We start from the raw sequence: 17,069 nt of genomic DNA on the forward strand, positions 1-17,069 counted from the left end.
CGGCGCGAGTATCTGGCACTGGATCGTCGTCGGCCATGCCCTTCTTGAAGGCCTTGATGCCCTTGGCGACGTCGCCCATCAGATCGGACACCTTGCCGCGCCCGAACAGCAGCATGATGATCACGCCGACGACGATCCAGTGCCAGATACTCGCGCCGCCCATGGTTCTCTCCCGCGCAGCGTCAGCTTCGCTGCCGCACTCGTCACGGGGCGTTCTCGCACGCCCCAAACCTCTGATCCCGCACGCTCATCGTCGCCGCACCGGCTGAGCCGAGCGCGTACGGTCCGGCCGGAACCTAAGGACGCGAAGAGGCGAAAACAAGCGTTTCCTCCGGCGCTTCCTCAGAGACGGACGGAATGACCACCGGGGATTTCATGCGATCGGCTCGCCCTCGCCGGACGGCGGATCGTCGTCCGGATCGGCGCCGTCGCCCGGCTGCGGCACCCGGAAGCCGGCCGGCAGCCGTCCCTCGATCAGGCCGAGGCCCTTCAGCTCGTCGAGGCCCGGCAGGTCGGAAATCGCATCGAGGCCGAAATGGTCGAGGAAGGCCGGGGTGGTGCCGTAGGTCACCGGTCGCCCCGGCGTGCGGCGCCGGCCGCGCAGGCGCACCCAGCCGGTCTCCAGCAGGAGGTCGAGGGAGCCCTTGGAGGTGGTGACGCCGCGGATCTCCTCGATCTCGGCCCGGGTCACCGGCTGGTGGTAGGCGACGATCGCCAGGGTCTCGAGGGCCGCCCGCGACAGCCTGCGCGGCTCGGGCGCGTCGCCCCGCAGGGCGCCCGCGAGGTCGGGGGCGGTGCGGAAGGCGTAGCCGCCGGCCACCCGGACGAGCGTGAGCCCGCGCGTCGCGTAGGCCCGGGCGATCTCGGCGACGACCGCCGGCACGTCGGTGCCGGGCGGCAGCCGGGCGGCGAGCGCGGCCGGCCCGAGCGGCACCGGCGCGCTGAAGATCAGCGCCTCGGCGAGGCGCACGGCCTGCGAGGGAACGGGCGGCTCGGTCGGGCGGGGAGGTCTTGCGCTCACGGCCCGGCCGCGCGGATCTGGATCGGCGCGTAGGGGGCGTCCTGGCGCAGGAGGAGCCGGCCCTCGCGGGCGAGTTCGAGCACCGCCGAGAGCGAGGAGGCGCGCACCGTGGCGCGGCTCTTCGGGTCGGCGAGGTACCGGGCGAGGCAGGAATCGAGATCGGTCCAGTCGTCCCAGGGGCCGATCAGGCGCTCCAGCGCGGTCCGGGCGTCGATCAGCGACCACACGTTGCGCGGCGGCAGGGTGACCTGCGCCCCGGCCCGCTCCTGGCACTGGCGGGCATAGGCGGCGATGAGGTCGTGCAGGGAGACGGCGAAGGACCCGCCCTCCCCCGCCTCGGGCTCCGGCAGGGGGGCGGCGCGGCCGAAGACGTCGCGGCCGAGCCGGGTACGCTCCGAGAGCATCAGGGCGGCGGCCCGGATGGCGTCGAGCCGGCGCAGCCGCAGGGCCAGGGCCTCGGCGAGATCGCCGGCCGCGGGCTCGGGGCCGCGGGGCGGGGCCGGCAGCAGCAGCCGCGACTTGAGGTAGGCGAGCCAGGCCGCCATCACCAGGTAATCCGCCGCCAGTTCGAGCCGCAGGCGCCGCGCCTCGTCGATGAAGGCGAGGTACTGCTCGACGAGCGCCAGGATCGAGATCCGGGCAAGATCGACCTTCTGGCGGCGCGCCAGTTCCAGCAGCAGGTCGAGGGGGCCCTCGAAACCGTCGACGTCGACCACGAAGGCCGCGCCCTCGGACGCGTCCTCGTCGATCTCGCGCGCGGTCTCGTCCGCCCTCATCGCCGCGTCCCGTCAGGCCGCGGCGGCGAGCCCGGCATCGAGGCGGGCGCGGGCTTCCATCGGGTCGAAGGACGCCGTGTCGGGGGCGAGGCGCGCCAGGGCGGCCTCGGCCCGGCGCAGGGCCTCGCCGGCGAGGGACGGCGCCGCCGCCACGACCTCCTCCATCTCGGCCCGGACGCCGTTGCAGTGCAGGCCGACGTCGCAGCCGGCCCGGAAGGCCGCAGCGGCGCGGTCGCGGAACCCGCCGGCGAGCGCGTTCATCGAGAGGTCGTCGGTCATCAGCAGGCCGTCGAACCCGATGCGGCCGCGCACGATCTCGCGGATCACCGTCGCGGAGGTCGTGGCCGGGTTGTCGGGATCGAGGGCGCGGAACACGACGTGGGCCGACATCGCCATCGGCAGGTCGGCGAGTGCCCGGAACGGCTGGAAGTCGTGGGCGTCGAGCTCGCCCGGGGTCGCCTCGACCACCGGCAGGGCGTGGTGGCTGTCGGCCCCGGCGCGGCCGTGGCCGGGGACGTGCTTCATCACCGGCAGCACGCCGCCGGCCATCAGGCCCTCGGCCACCGCGCGGCCGAACGCCGCCACCACCGCCGGCTCGGTGCCGTAGGCCCGGTCGCCGATGACGTCGTGGGCGCCCGGCACCGGCACGTCGAGCACCGGCGCGCAATCGACGTTGATGCCGACCGAGGCGAGATCGTGCGCCATCAGGCGGGCGCCGAGATGGGCGAGCGCCGGGCCGTTCTCCGGGCCGCCGGCGCGCAGGTAGGTCCGGCCGGCCGGGTAGGCGTTCCAGTGCGGACGGGTCATGCGCTGCACGCGCCCGCCCTCCTGGTCGATCAGGATCGGCGCATCGGCCCGGCCGATGGTCTCGCGGAGCGCCGCCGTGAGGGCGCGGACCTGCTCCGGGCTCTCGATGTTGCGCTTGAACAGGATGAAGCCCCAGGGCTGCGCCTCGCGGAAGAAGGCGGCCTCGTCGGCGCTCAGGGTCGGGCCGGCGCAGCCGAGGATCAGGGCAAGGCTCGTCATCGACGGCGATTCTCGTCGGTTCGGGGGCTGGAACGGGGAGCCCACCCCGCCCGCAGCCAGGGGCATCGGGGAGCGGGACGGGCGATTCGAGGACGCGGAATCTAGCGCGCTTTTCCGGTGCGGGGCTGTCGGCGGAGCGCCACAGAAGCGGGGTTTCCCCCGGCCCGGCCGAAGCGGGAAGCCTCCCTTCGGAGGCATCCGGCTCGGGCGCTCGACAGGCTCAGTTCTTGCCGGCTCAGTTCTTACCGGTTCAGTTCTTGGCGACGAAGCAGGCCGCGCCCGCCGACTTGAGCTTGCCGCACAGGCCGTCGGCGCTCTCCTTCGACATCGGCCCGACGCGGACGCGATAGATCGACTTGCCGTTGACCTCGGCCTGGCGGATCAGCGGCGACTGGTTGCCGAGCACGGCGGCGTAGCGCTCGCGGGCCTGCTTGAAGGCGACCTCGGCCTCCTTCTCGGTGGCGCGCACCGAGAGCTGGACCGAGAAGCCGCCGACCGGCGCCTGGGGCGTCGGCATCGCCTGGGTGGTGGTGGGCGGCTCGGCGGAAGCGACGCGCTGCGGCGGCCTGGGCGCCGGTGTCTCGGGCGCCGGGGCCTCGGCCGCCGCGGCCGGGGTCTGCGGGGCGATCGGTACGACCCGGGCGCTGCTGCGCGGCGTCACCGGGGCCGGGGCCGGGGTCGAGCCGGTAGCCTCGGTCGGCAGGGTCATGGTCGGGATCGGCGAGGCGGCGGCGCCTTGCGCCTGCGCGGCCTTCTGCTGGGCCTCCTGGGCGGCGCGCTGGGCCTCGGCCGGCGACGGCTCGGGCCGCACCGAGACGGTGCGCACCCGGCGCGGCTCGCCGAGCGATTCGGTCAGCGCGTTGCCGGGGGTGGCGGGCGAGGCGGAGGGGCCGGCCTCGGCCACGAGGGCCCGGGCCGCCTGCTTCACGTCGAGGGGCTGTTCCTCGCGGTTGACGATGCGGATCTGCCCATCCTTGGCGGTGGTGCCGCGCTCGTAGATCTGCTTGTTCTGGTCCGGGATCTCGACGCCGCCGGCATTCTGCGGCGCGACCTTGAGCGGCGCCTGATCGGCCATGACCAGGATCGGCGCGCCGGAGCGGCCGTGATGGAAGGCCTTCCAGGTCAGGGCGCCGCCGATCGACGCCGCCACGATGCCGAGCGCCGTGCCGACGAGGGCGATGCGCCGGCGGCCGCGGGGCCGCGGCTCGGCGGCGAGGGCGGGCTCCGCCTCGCCGGCCGCGGGGACCGGATCGGCGACGGCCTCGTGCTCGGAGGCGGCGAGGTACTGGTTGAAGGCCCCGGCCGGCGGGTGCGACGGGGCGGCCATCGTGGGCTCGGACCGGCCGGCGGCGAGGGCGCCCGCCGGTGCGGCGAAGCCCGCCTCGCCGTAGCTCGGCAGCACCGGCTCGACGCGGCCGCGGCTTTCCGCGTTGCGGGTCGCCTCCTTGGCTTCCTTGGCCTCGAGCAGGGCGCGGAACGGATCGTCCTGACCGACGATGCGGGCGAGTTCGGCGAGCGGATCGGGCCGCGCGCCGGGCTGGGCGGGGGTCGGCTGCCGATCGTGCTCGAAGCCGTCGTAGTCGACGGGAACCCGGGAAGCATTCGTCGTCATGGCAGCACCATCCTGTTCGCCCTCACGTCACCTCGCGGCGCTGCAGCAGGCCGGCTCGGCGACATCGGCCGCCCACCCCGATATGGGGAGGGCGGCCGGCAGATCCCATCGCTCGCGTCCCGCCGCGAAGGCGCCTTCGCACCCTCCGCGGCGTCCGGTCGCGCGCCGATCCCGGCGCCGAGCCTCAGCGCATCTCGTCGGGTGCACCGACGCCGAGGATCCCGAGATTGGACGCGACCACGCCCTTGAGGGCGGCGACGAGGGCCAGCCTCGCCTCCGTGGACTTTCTGTCGGTTTGATTAACAAACCGTAATTGCGGCAAGTCTTTGCCCTTGTTCCAGAAACTATGGAACGCGCTGGCCAGCTCGTAGAGGTGGAAGGCGAGGCGATGCGGCTCGTGGGCGGCGGCCGCCGCCTCGATCACGCGGGGCACCTGGGCGATCAGGCGCATCATGTCGAGCTCGCCCGAATCGGTGAGGCCCGACAGGTCGGCCCGCGCCAGGGCGGCCGGCGACAGGTCGAGATCGGGGAAGGCCTCGCGGGCCTGGCGGAACACGGATGCGGCGCGGGCATGCGCGTACTGGACGTAGAAGACCGGGTTGTCCTTCGACTGCTCGACCACCTTGGCGAGGTCGAAATCGAGGGTGGCGTCGTTCTTCCGGTACAGCATCATGAAGCGCACGGGGTCGCGACCGACCTCGTCGATCACCTCGCGCAGGGTGACGAACTCGCCCGCGCGCTTGGACATCTTCACCGGCTCGCCGCCGCGCAGGAGCCGCACCAGCTGGCACAGCTTGACGTCGAGGGCCGCCTTCCCGTCCGAGACCGCCTTCACGGCGGCCTGCATGCGCTTGACGTAGCCGCCGTGGTCGGCGCCGAGCACGTCGATCAGCTCGACCGCGCCGCGCTCGACCTTCGAGCGGTGATAGGCGATGTCCGAGGCGAAGTAGGTGAAGCTGCCGTCGGACTTCAGCAGCGGCCGATCGATGTCGTCGCCGAAGGCGGTGGCCCGGAACAGCGTCTGCTCGCGGTCCTCCCAATCCTCCGGCAGCTGGCCCTTGGGCGGGGGCAGCCGGCCCTCGTAGACGAGGCCCTTCTCGCGCAGGTCGGCGATCAGCGCCGCGACGGCACCGCCCTCGCCCCCGGCCTGGAGCGTGCGCTCGGAGAAGAAGACGTCGTGATGGATGCCGATGGCCGCCAGATCCTCGCGGATGCGGTCCATCATCCGGTCGATGGCGAAGTCGCGCACCAGCGGCAGCCACTCGGCCTCGGGCTTGTCGCGCAGCGTGTCGCCGTACTGCGCCTTCAGGGCCTCGCCGACCGGCACGAGGTAGTCGCCCGGATAGAGCCCCTCGGGGATCGTCACCGTCTCGCCGAGGGCCTCGCGGTAGCGCAGGAAGGCCGAACGGGCGAGCACGTCGACCTGGGCGCCGGCATCGTTGATGTAGTACTCGCGGGTCACGTCGCGGCCGGCCGCGACGAGGAGGTTCGCCAGCGCGTCGCCGAACACCGCGCCGCGGCCGTGGCCGACATGCATCGGCCCGGTCGGGTTGGCCGAGACGTACTCGACGTTGACCCCGCCCGGCACCGCGGCGCCGCGGCCGTAGGCGTCGCCGTCGCGCAGCGCCGCCCGCACCACCTCGCCGTAGATCGAAGGGTTCAGCCGGAGGTTGATGAAGCCCGGCCCGGCGACGCTGGCTTCCGTCACCCTGGGGTCGGTGCGCAGGTCGGCGGCGAGCGCCTCGGCGAGCGCCTTCGGGTTGGTGCGGGCCTCCTTGGCGAGGACCAGGGCGGCATTGGTGGCGAGGTCGCCGTGGCTCGAATCGCGCGGCGGCTCGACCACCACGCGGGCGCGGTCCAGCCCCTCCGGGAGGGTGCCGGCGCGGGTGAGCGTCTCGAGCGCCTCGCCGATGCGGGCCTCGAAGGCGGCGAAGATGTTCATGCGTTGACCAGTTCTGCAAAGTTCGGGCCGGCCGGGGCGGAGGGCCCCCAGCCTGCACGGGGCGCTCTTCTCACGCCGGGGCGGCCGGCTGCAAGCGGGGCTGAGATGGGATCGGGTCGCCACGCCGGACGCATGGCACATCGCTCCCCCGCAGCCGCATGGGAATGGTGGCGCGGAACCAGAGCCGCATCTCTCAAGGTCGCTCATGCGCCGCAGCGCGAGATTTTTCGTAAACGCCTTGCGCTACGTCGACAAGTTCATCGAACTGCACCGGTACGATTATTGATCTGTTGATTTGCGCTCAAAATGCGTTCCAGATCAGGGAAAAATGGTTAATCAATCGTTAAATATCGTGAAATCCCTGTTAAGACACCACAATGCATTATGCGGCACAATTTTTTTCTGAACCTTGAAGCAGGCGGCGAGAATGTTATCGTCTTTGCAGGCGACACACCCTTCCAGTCGCGACGGCTCCGTGGCGAGCGGAGCTTGTGGCGGATTTTGCCGGACGTCACCGAAACCCGCGAGGGCTTGAGCAGGCATGGCTGGAAGGGAGGTGAACGGCGTGATCGGATTTCCGATGATCACCGTCATCGTTGCCAAAAACCCGACCGGATGGTCTGTGACCATCACGATCGGGCTCTGGTAGCGGCCTAGCAAGTCGCCTAACGAGGGTCGCGGCTGCCACCGCGGCCCTCACTCGCTGAAGATAGGCCCGGTGGGCCATCCGATCAATTGTTTGACACGGCCATCGCGCAAGAAACATTTGGCTGCCAAATAACCGCTGGCTGAATTTGGTCGGCCGGTTTCTCTGGCTGGCAAACGGGACACCCAAATGAAGCGTCGGCACATCGACCTCAAGGGGCTTGCCTGCGCGTCGATCTCCCCCGAATCTCGTCTATGAGTGCACGGCGATCTCGGCACCGTGAACGGAGCGGCCGCGGCCGACGATACCGTTCATGACGACATGAAAAAGGGTTGGCTGTCGGCGCCAACGTGTGGGTTGGTCGTAGCCGTGGGCGGCAGGCTCCTCCCTTGTCGCGGCGTAGCCGATGCTGCAAAGCGTCCTGGCGTCATCGCCGGACTCTCCGGCCCTTCAGAGACAAACGATTCGGACCGCGCCATGCACGACATCCGGGCCATCCGCGACAACCCGGCGATCTTCGACAAGGGGCTGGCGAGCCGCGGGCTGGAGCCGCTCTCGGCCGAGCTGATCGGCCTCGACGATGCCCGCAAGGCCGCGATCTCGGCGGCGCAGGGCGCCCAGGAGAAGCGCAACGCCCTGTCGAAGGAGATCGGCGCGGCCAAGAAGGCGAAGGACGAGGCCCGGGCCCAAGCGCTGATGGCCGAGGTCGCCCGCCTCAAGGAGGAGGCGCCGGCGCTCGATGCCGCCGCCGACGCGGCGGGCAAGGCGCTCGCCGAGCGCCTGGCGGCGATCCCCAACCTCCCGGGTCCCGGCGTGCCGGAGGGCCGCGACGAGCACGACAACGTCGAGAAGAGCCTGTTCGAGGGCCGTGGCCTCGCGCAAGAAGGCCGCCAGCATTTCGAGCTCGGCGAGGCCACCGGCCTGATGGACTTCGAGGCCGCCGCGAAGCTCTCCGGCTCGCGCTTCGTGGTGCTCAAGGGCCAGCTCGCCCGGCTGGAGCGAGCGCTCGGCCAGTTCATGCTCGACCTGCACACGGGCGAGCACGGCTATACCGAGGTGGCGCCGCCGCTCCTGGTGCGCGACGAGGCGATGTTCGGCACCGCGCAACTGCCGAAGTTCCGCGACGACCAGTTCGCGGCGGTCCAGGGCACGCCCGAGATCGCCCAGGAGAGCGGCGCGCCGAACCGCTGGCTGATCCCGACCGCCGAGGTGCCGCTCACCAACCTCGTGCGCGAATCGATCCTCGCCGAGGACGAGCTGCCGCTCCGCTTCACGGCGCTCACCCCCTGCTTCCGGGCCGAGGCCGGGGCGGCGGGCCGCGACACCCGCGGCATGCTGCGCCAGCACCAGTTCAGCAAGGTCGAGCTCGTCTCGGTCACTGCGCCCGAGCGCTCGACCGAGGAGCACGAGCGGATGCTGTCCTGCGCCGAAGCCGTGCTGAAGCGCCTCGACATTCCGTTCCGGGTCGTCACGCTCTGCACCGGCGACATGGGATTCGCCGCCGCCAAGACCTACGACATCGAGGCCTGGCTGCCGGGCCAGAAGACCTATCGCGAGATCTCGTCCTGCTCGGTCTGCGGCGACTTCCAGGCCCGCCGGATGGAGGCGCGCTACCGCCCGAAGGAGGGCAAGGGCGTGGCTTACGTCCACACCCTGAACGGTTCGGGCGTCGCGGTCGGCCGCGCGCTGATTGCCGTGATGGAGAACTACCAGAACCCCGACGGCAGCATCACGGTCCCGTCGGCCCTCGCGCCCTACATGGGCGGCCTCACCCGCATCGAAGGACAGCGCTGATGCGCATTCTCGTCACCAACGACGACGGCATCCACGCGCCGGGCCTGCGCTGCCTGGAGGAGATCGCCGGGCAGCTCTCGGACGACGTCTGGGTCGTCGCGCCGGAGACCGACCAGAGCGGCGTGTCGCACTCGCTGTCGCTCAACGATCCCCTGCGCCTGCGCCAGGCCGGCGAGAAGCGCTTCGCGGTGAAGGGCACGCCCTCCGACTGCATCATCATGGGCATCCGCCATCTCCTGAAGGATCACGGGCCCGACCTCGTGCTGTCCGGCGTCAACCGCGGCCAGAACGTCGCCGAGGACGTGACCTATTCGGGCACCATCGCGGGCGCCATGGAGGCGACGATCCTCGGCGTGAAGGCGGTGGCGCTGAGCCAGGCCTACGGCATCGGCGGGCGCGCCAACGTGAAGTGGCACACCGCCGCCCGGCACGGCGCCGCGACGGTGCGGCGGATCCTCGATGTCGGGATCGAGCCCGGCATCCTGGTCAACGTCAACTTCCCCGATTGCGAGCCCGACGACGTGAAGGGCCTCGCGGTGGCGGCGCAGGGCGTACGCAATCAGGCCCTGCTGTCGATCGACGAGCGGATGGACGGGCGCGGCAACCCGTATTTCTGGCTCGCCTTCGCCAAGGCGCGGTTCGAGCCGGGCCACGGCACCGATTTGAAGGCGATCGCCGACGGCTTCATCTCGGTAACCCCGCTGCGCCTCGACCTCACCGACGAGCCGACGCTGACGCGCTACGCCCAGGCCCTCGCGTGAACGCCGCGCCGCCGGCCGGAGAGCCCGGGACGGAACCGGGTCGAGAATCGGGTGAGGCTTCGGCCGGCGCGGTCGAGACCGCGGCCTTCGTGCTGGGGCTCCGGGCCCGCGGCGTGCGCGACGCCGCGGTGCTCGGCGCGATGGAGCGGGTGCCGCGGGAAGCCTTCGCCCCCCTCGCCTTCCGCGACCTCGCCCGCCGCGACCTCGCCCTGCCGCTCCCCTGCGGCCAGACCATGACGGCGCCGAGCGTCATCGCCACGATGCTGGCGGCGCTCAACCCGCAAGGAGCCCGGGTGCTCGAGATCGGCACCGGATCGGGCTACGCCACCGCCCTGCTGCTGCGCCTCGGGGCGGCCGAGGTGGTGAGCCTCGAGCGCTACGCGACGCTCGCGCGCAACGCCCGCTCGCGCCTCGACGCGCTCGGCTTCGACGCCGCGATGGTGGCGCTCGCGGACGGCCATGCGCCGCCGGAGGAAACCGGCGGGTTCGACCGCATCCTCGTCAACGGCACGCTGCGCGACCTGCCCGACTCGCTGCTGGCGCGCCTGAACCCGGGCGGGCGCCTCGTCGGGGCGCTCACGACGCCGGCGGGGCCGCGCCTCGTCGCCATCGCCCAGGAGGCGGACGGCCCGTGGCGGCAGGTGCGCGAGACGCCGCTGCGCATCGGCCCGCTGACGCCCGGTCTCGCGGCGGCGCTCTGACGCGCCGACGCGTCCACTCCCGCCACGGCCCCGCTTGATGAGCCCGAAACATCGCCCCGCAACGGAAGCTTAACCTGAATCCTGTTTGAATCCCGGTCATAGGGTTGCGTGGATGTACGGGTGCGTCGATGCGGGATCGCGGGGCAGGCAAGGGGATGCGGAGGCTGTCGCGCTTCGCCCTCATCGGGCTGATCGGGGGCGCCACGGCGGCCTGCAGCACCGATGCGGTGCGGCTCGATCCGTTCTCGAACCCGTTCTCATCGAGCGCCAGCGGGGAACCCGGGGCCACCGGCAGCCTGCCCGAGGGTGAGGCGCTGACGGCGCCGGTGCGCTCGGCGCCGATCCAGTCGCGGCCGCTGGCCGCCCCCCTGGCGTCGCCGGTCACGAGCCGCCCGCTGGCCGCCGCCCCGGTCCTGACGCCCCGCGTCGCCGCCGCGGCGCCGGTGACCGGCGGCCCGGCCGGCTGGTCGCCGACCGGCGGCACCACCATCACGGTCGGCGCCAACGACAGCCTGAACCAGATGTCGACCCGCTTCGGCGTGCCGGCCGCCGCGATCCTCCAGGCCAACGGCCTGTCGAGCGCCGCGCAGGTCACCGCCGGCCGCCAGATCGTGATCCCGGTCTACCACGCCGGCGGCGCGGCGATGAGCGCCCGCACGGTGCCGCCGGCGCCACGGATGCAGGTCGCCGAGGCCCGCCCCGCCGAGACCCGCGCCCCCGAGCCGGTGCGTCGGGTGGCCGAGGTCGCGCCCCGTCCCGAGCCGGTCCGGGCCGAGCCCGCCCGCCGCGAGCCGGAACCGGCCCGCAAGGCCCCCGTCCGCCCCGGCCAGGCCGAGGCGAAGCCGGTGGCGCCCGCCGCCGCCGAGCGCGCCGCCAAGCTCAACCTGCGCAAGCCCGAGCCGCGCGAGGAGGAGGAGCGGGTCGCGAGCAAGTCGCAGGCGAAGGCCACCGCCAAGGTCGCTGCGCGCCAGCAGGACGACGACGAGGACGAGAAGGCCGCCGTGAAGCCGAAGGCCGCCAAGGTCGAGGCCCGGAAGCCCGAGCCCAAGGTCGAGCACAAGCCGGAGCCGAAGGTCGCCGAGAAGGCCAAGCCCGAGGTGAAGAAGGTCGCCGAGCTGCACAAGCCCGAGCCCAGGAAGATCGAGGCCAAGGCCGAGACGAAGCCCGAGCCCAAGAAGCCCGAGCCGAAGCCGGTCGAGGCCAAGGCCGAGATCAAGAAGCCCGAGCCGAAGAAGGTCGCCGAGGCGAAGCCGGAGCCGAAGCCCGAGCCGGCCAAGCCCGTGAAGGTCGCGGCCCTGCCCGAGAAGGCGCCCGAGCCCGCGCCGGCTCCCGCCCCGGCGGTCGCCCCGGCGGCGCCCGATCCGCAATCGACCTTCCGCTGGCCGGCCCGCGGCCGGGTGATCAACGGCTACGGCTCGAGCGGCAACGAGGGCATCAACATCGCGGTGCCGGAAGGCACGCCGGTCAAGGCCGCCGAGGAAGGCACCGTGGCCTATGCCGGCAGCGACGTGAAGGGCTACGGCAAGCTCGTCCTGGTGCGCCACGCCAACGGCTACGTGTCGGCCTACGCCCATAACGGCGAGATCGACGTGCGGCCGGGCGAGAAGGTGAAGCGCGGCCAGACCATCGCCAAGTCCGGCGCGTCGGGCAACGTGACCTCGCCGCAGCTGCACTTCGAGATCCGCAAGGGCGCCACCCCGGTCGACCCGATGCCGCACCTCGCGAGCAACTGAACGTCGATCGAGGGTGAGGAAGAGCGGGGCGCGCGAGCGTCCCGCTTTTTTCGTGACCGACATCCACTTCGTCGGAAAATGCTCTAGCGGGACGCGCCCTCCCCGAGTTCCGCGTCCATCCGCGCCGCCAGGGCGAAGAACCGCCGCCGCACCTCGGCCGAAAACGGGTTCTCGCGCTCGATCGCGTGGTAGACCTCCGGGGCGTCGTGCCGGACCATGCCGACCGCCTGCATCACCAGGTCGAAGCTGCGGGTCGTCATCCGGGTCGGCAGCGGCTCCATCGCCACCAGCACCTTGGCGATGAGGTGCGTCAGGCCCTGCACCGCCGCCGCCTCGCGGTCATGCGCCTCCGGCGTGGTCAGGATCACGGTGAGGCCGAGGGCGCGGCGCAGGAAGGCGCCGACCCGTCGCGTCCGGCCGCCCCGCACCGGGCAGAGCGCGATCTTGAGCCCGCGCAACCCGTCCCGCGCGCTCTGCGGCCCGAAGAGCGGATGGGTGGCGACGATGTCGATGTGGGCCGGCAGCCCCGCCCGCATGATCTCGGCCGGCCGCACCTTCACCGAGCCGACATCGAGGACGAGGGCGCCCGGCCGCAGGTGGGGAGCGATGTTCTCCACCACGGCGGCGAGGGTCGCGACGGGGGTGGCGAGGATCACCACCGGGCAGGCGGCGGCCTCGGCGAGCGTGGCGGGCGCGGCGCCCGTTTCCGCGATCGCACCCGCGGGCACGAACGGGTCGTGGACGCGCAAGTCGGCGTGCGGCCCCAGATGCGCGGCGACGAGGCGTCCGAAGGCGCCGAAGCCGATCAGGCCGATCGAAACGGGAGGATCGAGGGAAAACGGCACGGGAAGACCTCGGGGATGGGCGAGGTCGGCGGGCCTGGACCTTGGGGGGAAAGCCTCAACCGCCGACACGTCGCAGCGGTTGAGAAATGACGAGCACTCCGCCGCTTAAGGCTGCGGCGCGGGATAGAGTCCGGTCGGGAGGGCGCTGGTCATGGCCGAGCCTGTAGCTCCCGCCGGCCGGCGCCGTCAATCGGGCTCTGCCCCGTTAGAACTCGATACCCTCCTGCGCCTTCACACCGGCCGTGAAGTGATGCTTGACGAGGGTCATCTCGGTCACGAGATCGGCGGCGGCGATCAGCTCCGGCTTGGCGTTGCGGCCCGTCACCACGACGTGCAGGTCGGGCCGGCGCCGGCTCAGGGCCTCCACCACGTCCGCCAGCGGCAGGTAGTCGTAGCGCAGCGCGATGTTGAGCTCGTCGAGGACGAGGAGCCGGATCGCCGGATCGGCCATCAGCGCCTCGGTCGTCGCCCAGGCGGCGCGGGCGGCGGCCACGTCGCGGTCGCGGTCCTGGGTCTCCCAGGTGAAGCCCTCCCCCATCGTGTGCCACTCGACCTGGTCGGCGAACCGGTCGAGGGCGAACCGCTCGCCGGTCTCCCAGGCGCCCTTGATGTACTGCACCACCCCGACCCGCCAGCCGCGGCCGAGCGCCCGCAGCATCAGCCCGAAGGCCGCCGTCGATTTGCCCTTGCCGGGGCCGGTATGGACGATGAGCAGGCCCTTCTCGATGGTCTTGCCCGCCACTTCGGCGTCCTGGACCGCCTTGCGCTTCTCCATCTTGGCGCGGTGGCGCGCCGCCTCGTCGTCGCTCATTGCGTCTCTCCCTTGATCGTCATGGGCAGGCCCGCCACCACCAGCACCACCCGGTCGGCGAGCGCGCCCAAGCGCTGGTGCAGGCGGCCGGCCTCGTCGCGGAACCGGCGGGCGAGCGCGTTCTCGGGCACGATGCCGAACCCGACCTCGTTCGAGACCAGCACCAGGGGCCCGGGCGCCGCGGCGCAGGCCGCGAGCAGCGCCGCGACCTCGGCGGCGAGGTCGGCCTCCTCGTCCAGCATCGCATTGGTGAGCCAGAGCGTCAGGCAATCGACCAGCACCGGCCGGCCCGGCGGCGCCCGGCGGATCGCCCCGGCGAGATCGCGCGGCGCATCCACGGTCTCCCAGGGCGGCGGTCGGCGGGCGCGGTGCAGGGCGATGCGCTCGCGCATCTCGTCGTCCCACCCCTGCGCCGTCGCGACGTAGAGCCAGGGGCCGGCCCGCGCCGAGACCAGCCCCTCGGCATAGGCGCTCTTGCCCGAGCGGGCGCCACCCAGCACCAGGGTCAGGCGCGGCGCGGCGCGGGTCTCGTCCGGCACGGAACTCTCCTCGGGCGCGGGGGTCGGGTGGAAATCCATCGAATGGGGGGTGTCGGGGGACGGGGCGGCGATTGCAAGCCCGCAGGCGAGCCGCTAGGGTCTTCGCGACGGTGCCTCGGTCACGAGGTGAAAAGGGAACGCGGAAACCGGGATCGTTCCGGCCTGCCGCGGCTGCCCCCGCAACTGTGAGCGGACGATTACGGCCCGCCATCGGCCACTGGAGCGATCCGGGAAGGCGGTGGGCCGGTGTTGAGAGCCCGCGAGCCAGGAGACCTGCCGTCATCCTTTCCTCTCGACGCCGCCGGTGGGGCGGCAGGAGTTTCGTCATGGTCGCGATCACCCGTTCCCTCTCCCCCGCCCTGGTCGGCGAGCGCCTGAGCGCCGTCCTCCTGGCCGCCACCCTCGGCGTCGGTCTGCTGTTCGTCTCCGGCTTCGCGCCCGTGGTCGCCCTGCACAACGCCGCGCACGACTGGCGCCACTCCGCCAACTTCCCCTGCCACTGACCAGGGACTGACCGAACGCGGCTGCGCGGCCTGCGCCCTTCACGGGGTGCGGGCCCGTTTCCCGTTGGTCGTGCAGGGGATCCCATGACGAAACGACTGCTCGCCGCGGCCCTGGTCGCCGGCTTCCTGGCCGCCTGCGTGGCGTCCGTGCTGCAATTCGCCCTCACCTCGCCGCTGATCCTGGCGGCGGAGAAGTACGAAACGGCCGAGACCGCCGGGCCGGCTCTCGCCGGCAGGGCCTTGTCCAACCCGCTGATCGTGCTGGCCCATGCCGGACACGACCAGGCCGGCCACGACCATGGCGGCGAGCCGCAATGGCAGCCCGCCCCCGGCCTGCCGCGCCTCGCCTTCACGGCCCTCGCCACCCTGGTGAGCGGCGTCGGCTACGCCTTGCTGCTCGGCGCCGTCCTGGTCGCGACCGGCCGCACCGTGACGCCGGGCGAAGCGCTCAAGTTCGGCATCGGCGGCTTCCTGGCCGCCGGCCTCGCTCCCGCGATCGGGCTGCCGCCGGAACTGCCCGGCATCGCCGCGGCGGGCCTCGAATCGCGCCAGCTCTGGTGGGTGGCGACCGCCCTCGCCACGGCGGCCGGCCTCTACCTGATCGCGATCCGCCGCGGCCCGGCGGCGATCGGCATCGGCCTCGCCCTCCTCGTCGCGCCGCATGTCTGGGGCGCGCCGCACGGGCCGGAAGAAATCTCCGCCATGCCGCCGGTCTTCGCGGCGCAGTTCGCCGCCCGGTCGCTCGCCATCGGCTTCGCCTTCTGGGCGGTGCTCGGCCTCGCCTTCGGCTGGGCCTGGGGCGCCGTGGCAGGGCGGACGGGGCATCCCGTCCGCAGCGGGGTGGCGGCATGAGTGATCCGGTTGTCCTCTACGTCTGCACCACCTGCCGCGACGCCGCCGATCCGGCCGACGGCCCCCGCGCCGGGGCCCGCCTGCATGACGCGCTGGCCGCAGCGCTGGCCGCCCGGCCCGGCGCGCCGGTCACGATCGAGCCGGTGGAATGCCTCTCGGTCTGCAAGCGGTCCTGCACGGTCGCGGTCGCGAGCCCCGGCCGCTGGACCTACGTCTACGGCGACCTCGACCCGGCGACCTCCGCCGACATCATCCTCGACGGCATCGGCCTCTATGCCGGGACGCCGGACGGAATCGTGCCCTGGCGCGAGCGTCCGCAGGAGTTCCGCAAGGGTGTCGTCGCCCGCATCCCTCCCGCGCCGGTGAACGCATGACCATCCTCAACAAGATCCCCTGCACCATCGTCACGGGCTTCCTCGGCGCCGGCAAGACGACGCTGGTGCGCCACGCGATCGAGCACAACGACGGCCGGCGGCTCGCCATCATCGTCAACGAGTTCGGCGATGTCGGCTTCGACGGGTCGCTGCTCGCCGAATGCGGCATCCCGGGCTGCGACGCCGATGCGGTGGTGGAGCTGCCGAACGGCTGCATCTGCTGCACCGTGGCGGACGACTTCGTGCCGGCGCTCAACAAGCTCCTCGACCGGCCCGACCCGCCCGAGCACATCCTGATCGAGACCTCCGGCCTCGCCCTGCCCAAGCCCCTCGTCCAGGCCTTCAACTGGCCGGCGATCCGCTCGCGGGTCACGGTGGACGGCGTGGTGGCGGTGGTGGACGGCCCGGCGGTGGCGTCCGGCGCCTTCGCGGACGATCCCGACGCGCTCGCCGCCCAGCGCGCGGCCGATGCCAGCGTCGACCACGAGAACCCGCTGGAGGAGGTCTTCGAGGACCAGCTCCTCTGCGCCGACCTCGTGGTGATGAACAAGTCCGACCTCCTCGACGAGGGCGAGCGGGCGCGCGTCCGCGCCGAGGTCGAGGCGCACCTGCCGCGTGCCGTCAAGCTCGTCGAGACCGCCCACGGGGCGCTGGATCCCCGCGTGCTGCTGGGCCTCAACGCGGCCGCCGAGGACGACCTCGCGGCCCGGCCCTCGCATCACGAGACGGAGGAAGACCACGATCACGACGACTTCGAGAGCGTGGCGATCCCCGTCGCGGCCGCGGGCTCGCCCGAGGACCTCGCCGCCCGCGTCGCCAAGGCGGCCGAGGTTGCCGGCGTGCTGCGCATCAAGGGTTTCTGCGCCGTCGCCGACAAGCCGATGCGCCTCGTCGTCCAGGGCGTGGGCCGCCGCGTCGCGCACCACTACGACCGTCCCTGGCGCCCGGCCGAGCACCGCGACGGCACGCTGGTGGTGATCGGGCTCACGGGCTTCGACAAGGCGGCGGTGACGGCGGCGCTGAAGGGCTGACGGAAACGGTACGCCGGTTCCGGCGTACCGGGTCTCGCAGACTGCGACGGGCCGTCCATGCCGGGAAGAAGCGCGGATCGTCCCCTCTCCCCGTCCGCGGGG

Annotated in this window: 18 protein-coding genes and 1 riboswitch; of the genes, 8 read left to right on the forward strand and 10 right to left on the reverse strand. The window is 72.5% G+C overall.

The window, feature by feature from the left end; all coding sequences use genetic code 11:
- From QR78_RS32325 to QR78_RS33760, 7 genes are all read right to left on the reverse strand, one after another.
- The coding region (locus QR78_RS32325) for a twin-arginine translocase TatA/TatE family subunit (protein WP_048425709.1) at positions 1 to 163 on the reverse strand (163 nt) is incomplete at its 3' end.
- A gap of 210 nt (positions 164 to 373) precedes the next feature.
- The gene (scpB, locus tag QR78_RS01475) at positions 374 to 1,021 is read right to left on the reverse strand and encodes an SMC-Scp complex subunit ScpB (RefSeq protein WP_048425710.1); all 648 of its coding nucleotides are present in this window, start codon (positions 1,019 to 1,021) and stop codon (positions 374 to 376) included.
- Positions 1,018 to 1,797 (reverse strand): segregation and condensation protein A, encoded by a 780-nt coding sequence (locus tag QR78_RS01480; protein ID WP_048425711.1) that lies wholly within the window; start codon positions 1,795 to 1,797, stop codon positions 1,018 to 1,020. The genes scpB and QR78_RS01480 overlap by 4 nt, the downstream gene beginning before the upstream one ends.
- Positions 1,798 to 1,809: 12 nt before the next feature.
- Positions 1,810 to 2,823, reverse strand: coding sequence for a beta-N-acetylhexosaminidase (gene nagZ / locus QR78_RS01485; RefSeq protein WP_048425712.1), 1,014 nt, complete (start codon positions 2,821 to 2,823; stop codon positions 1,810 to 1,812).
- Between the two features lie 250 nt (positions 2,824 to 3,073).
- Positions 3,074 to 4,435: an SPOR domain-containing protein gene (locus QR78_RS01490; RefSeq protein WP_048425713.1), complete on the reverse strand. Its 1,362-nt coding sequence runs from the start codon at positions 4,433 to 4,435 to the stop codon at positions 3,074 to 3,076.
- 184 nt (positions 4,436 to 4,619) lie between these two features.
- Positions 4,620 to 6,377, reverse strand: a complete 1,758-nt coding sequence (gene argS / locus QR78_RS01495) for an arginine--tRNA ligase (RefSeq protein ID WP_048425714.1) — start codon at positions 6,375 to 6,377, stop codon at positions 4,620 to 4,622.
- A 336-nt stretch (positions 6,378 to 6,713) separates the two neighbouring features.
- Positions 6,714 to 7,010 carry a hypothetical protein gene (locus tag QR78_RS33760; RefSeq protein ID WP_125901012.1) on the reverse strand — a complete coding sequence of 99 codons (297 nt, stop codon included), beginning with the start codon at positions 7,008 to 7,010 and terminating at the stop codon, positions 6,714 to 6,716.
- A gap of 490 nt (positions 7,011 to 7,500) precedes the next feature.
- Here QR78_RS33760 and serS point away from each other — a divergent pair, with 490 nt between their 5' ends.
- The 4 genes from serS (at position 7,501) to QR78_RS01515 (ending at position 12,012) form a co-directional block, all read left to right on the forward strand.
- Positions 7,501 to 8,817 carry a serine--tRNA ligase gene (serS, locus tag QR78_RS01500; RefSeq protein ID WP_048425715.1) on the forward strand — a complete coding sequence of 439 codons (1,317 nt, stop codon included), beginning with the start codon at positions 7,501 to 7,503 and terminating at the stop codon, positions 8,815 to 8,817.
- Positions 8,817 to 9,578: a 5'/3'-nucleotidase SurE gene (gene surE, locus QR78_RS01505; protein WP_048425716.1), complete on the forward strand. Its 762-nt coding sequence runs from the start codon at positions 8,817 to 8,819 to the stop codon at positions 9,576 to 9,578. Before serS ends, surE begins: the two co-directional genes overlap by 1 nt.
- A gap of 89 nt (positions 9,579 to 9,667) precedes the next feature.
- The gene (locus QR78_RS01510; RefSeq protein ID WP_048425752.1) at positions 9,668 to 10,279 is read left to right on the forward strand and encodes a protein-L-isoaspartate O-methyltransferase family protein; all 612 of its coding nucleotides are present in this window, start codon (positions 9,668 to 9,670) and stop codon (positions 10,277 to 10,279) included.
- Between the two features lie 155 nt (positions 10,280 to 10,434).
- On the forward strand, positions 10,435 to 12,012 hold the full coding sequence (locus QR78_RS01515; RefSeq protein WP_244276377.1) for a peptidoglycan DD-metalloendopeptidase family protein: 1,578 nt from the start codon (positions 10,435 to 10,437) through the stop codon (positions 12,010 to 12,012).
- 83 nt (positions 12,013 to 12,095) lie between these two features.
- On the opposite strand, the gene QR78_RS01520 is transcribed toward QR78_RS01515, so the two are convergent.
- The 3 genes from QR78_RS01520 to cobU form a co-directional block, all read right to left on the reverse strand.
- Positions 12,096 to 12,857, reverse strand: coding sequence for a prephenate dehydrogenase/arogenate dehydrogenase family protein (locus QR78_RS01520; RefSeq protein ID WP_048425718.1), 762 nt, complete (start codon positions 12,855 to 12,857; stop codon positions 12,096 to 12,098).
- A gap of 205 nt (positions 12,858 to 13,062) precedes the next feature.
- The gene (gene cobO / locus QR78_RS01525) at positions 13,063 to 13,668 is read right to left on the reverse strand and encodes a cob(I)yrinic acid a,c-diamide adenosyltransferase (RefSeq protein ID WP_048425719.1); all 606 of its coding nucleotides are present in this window, start codon (positions 13,666 to 13,668) and stop codon (positions 13,063 to 13,065) included.
- The gene (cobU, locus tag QR78_RS01530; RefSeq protein WP_048425753.1) at positions 13,665 to 14,177 is read right to left on the reverse strand and encodes a bifunctional adenosylcobinamide kinase/adenosylcobinamide-phosphate guanylyltransferase; all 513 of its coding nucleotides are present in this window, start codon (positions 14,175 to 14,177) and stop codon (positions 13,665 to 13,667) included. The genes cobO and cobU overlap by 4 nt, the downstream gene beginning before the upstream one ends.
- A gap of 121 nt (positions 14,178 to 14,298) precedes the next feature.
- A riboswitch (cobalamin riboswitch) is annotated at positions 14,299 to 14,502 on the forward strand.
- A 31-nt stretch (positions 14,503 to 14,533) separates the two neighbouring features.
- Between cobU and QR78_RS01535 the strand changes: the two genes are divergently transcribed.
- The 4 genes from QR78_RS01535 (at position 14,534) to cobW (ending at position 16,967) form a co-directional block, all read left to right on the forward strand.
- Positions 14,534 to 14,710, forward strand: coding sequence for a CbtB domain-containing protein (locus tag QR78_RS01535; protein WP_048425720.1), 177 nt, complete (start codon positions 14,534 to 14,536; stop codon positions 14,708 to 14,710).
- 84 nt (positions 14,711 to 14,794) lie between these two features.
- Positions 14,795 to 15,562, forward strand: coding sequence for a CbtA family protein (locus QR78_RS01540; RefSeq protein ID WP_048425721.1), 768 nt, complete (start codon positions 14,795 to 14,797; stop codon positions 15,560 to 15,562).
- Positions 15,559 to 15,936: a DUF1636 family protein gene (locus tag QR78_RS01545; protein WP_048425722.1), complete on the forward strand. Its 378-nt coding sequence runs from the start codon at positions 15,559 to 15,561 to the stop codon at positions 15,934 to 15,936. Before QR78_RS01540 ends, QR78_RS01545 begins: the two co-directional genes overlap by 4 nt.
- On the forward strand, positions 15,933 to 16,967 hold the full coding sequence (gene cobW, locus QR78_RS01550) for a cobalamin biosynthesis protein CobW (protein WP_048425723.1): 1,035 nt from the start codon (positions 15,933 to 15,935) through the stop codon (positions 16,965 to 16,967). The genes QR78_RS01545 and cobW overlap by 4 nt, the downstream gene beginning before the upstream one ends.
- The last annotated feature ends 102 nt before the right edge of the window (positions 16,968 to 17,069 follow it).

Source organism: Methylobacterium indicum (genome assembly GCF_001043895.1).
Taxonomy (GTDB): Bacteria; Pseudomonadota; Alphaproteobacteria; order Rhizobiales; family Beijerinckiaceae; genus Methylobacterium; species Methylobacterium indicum.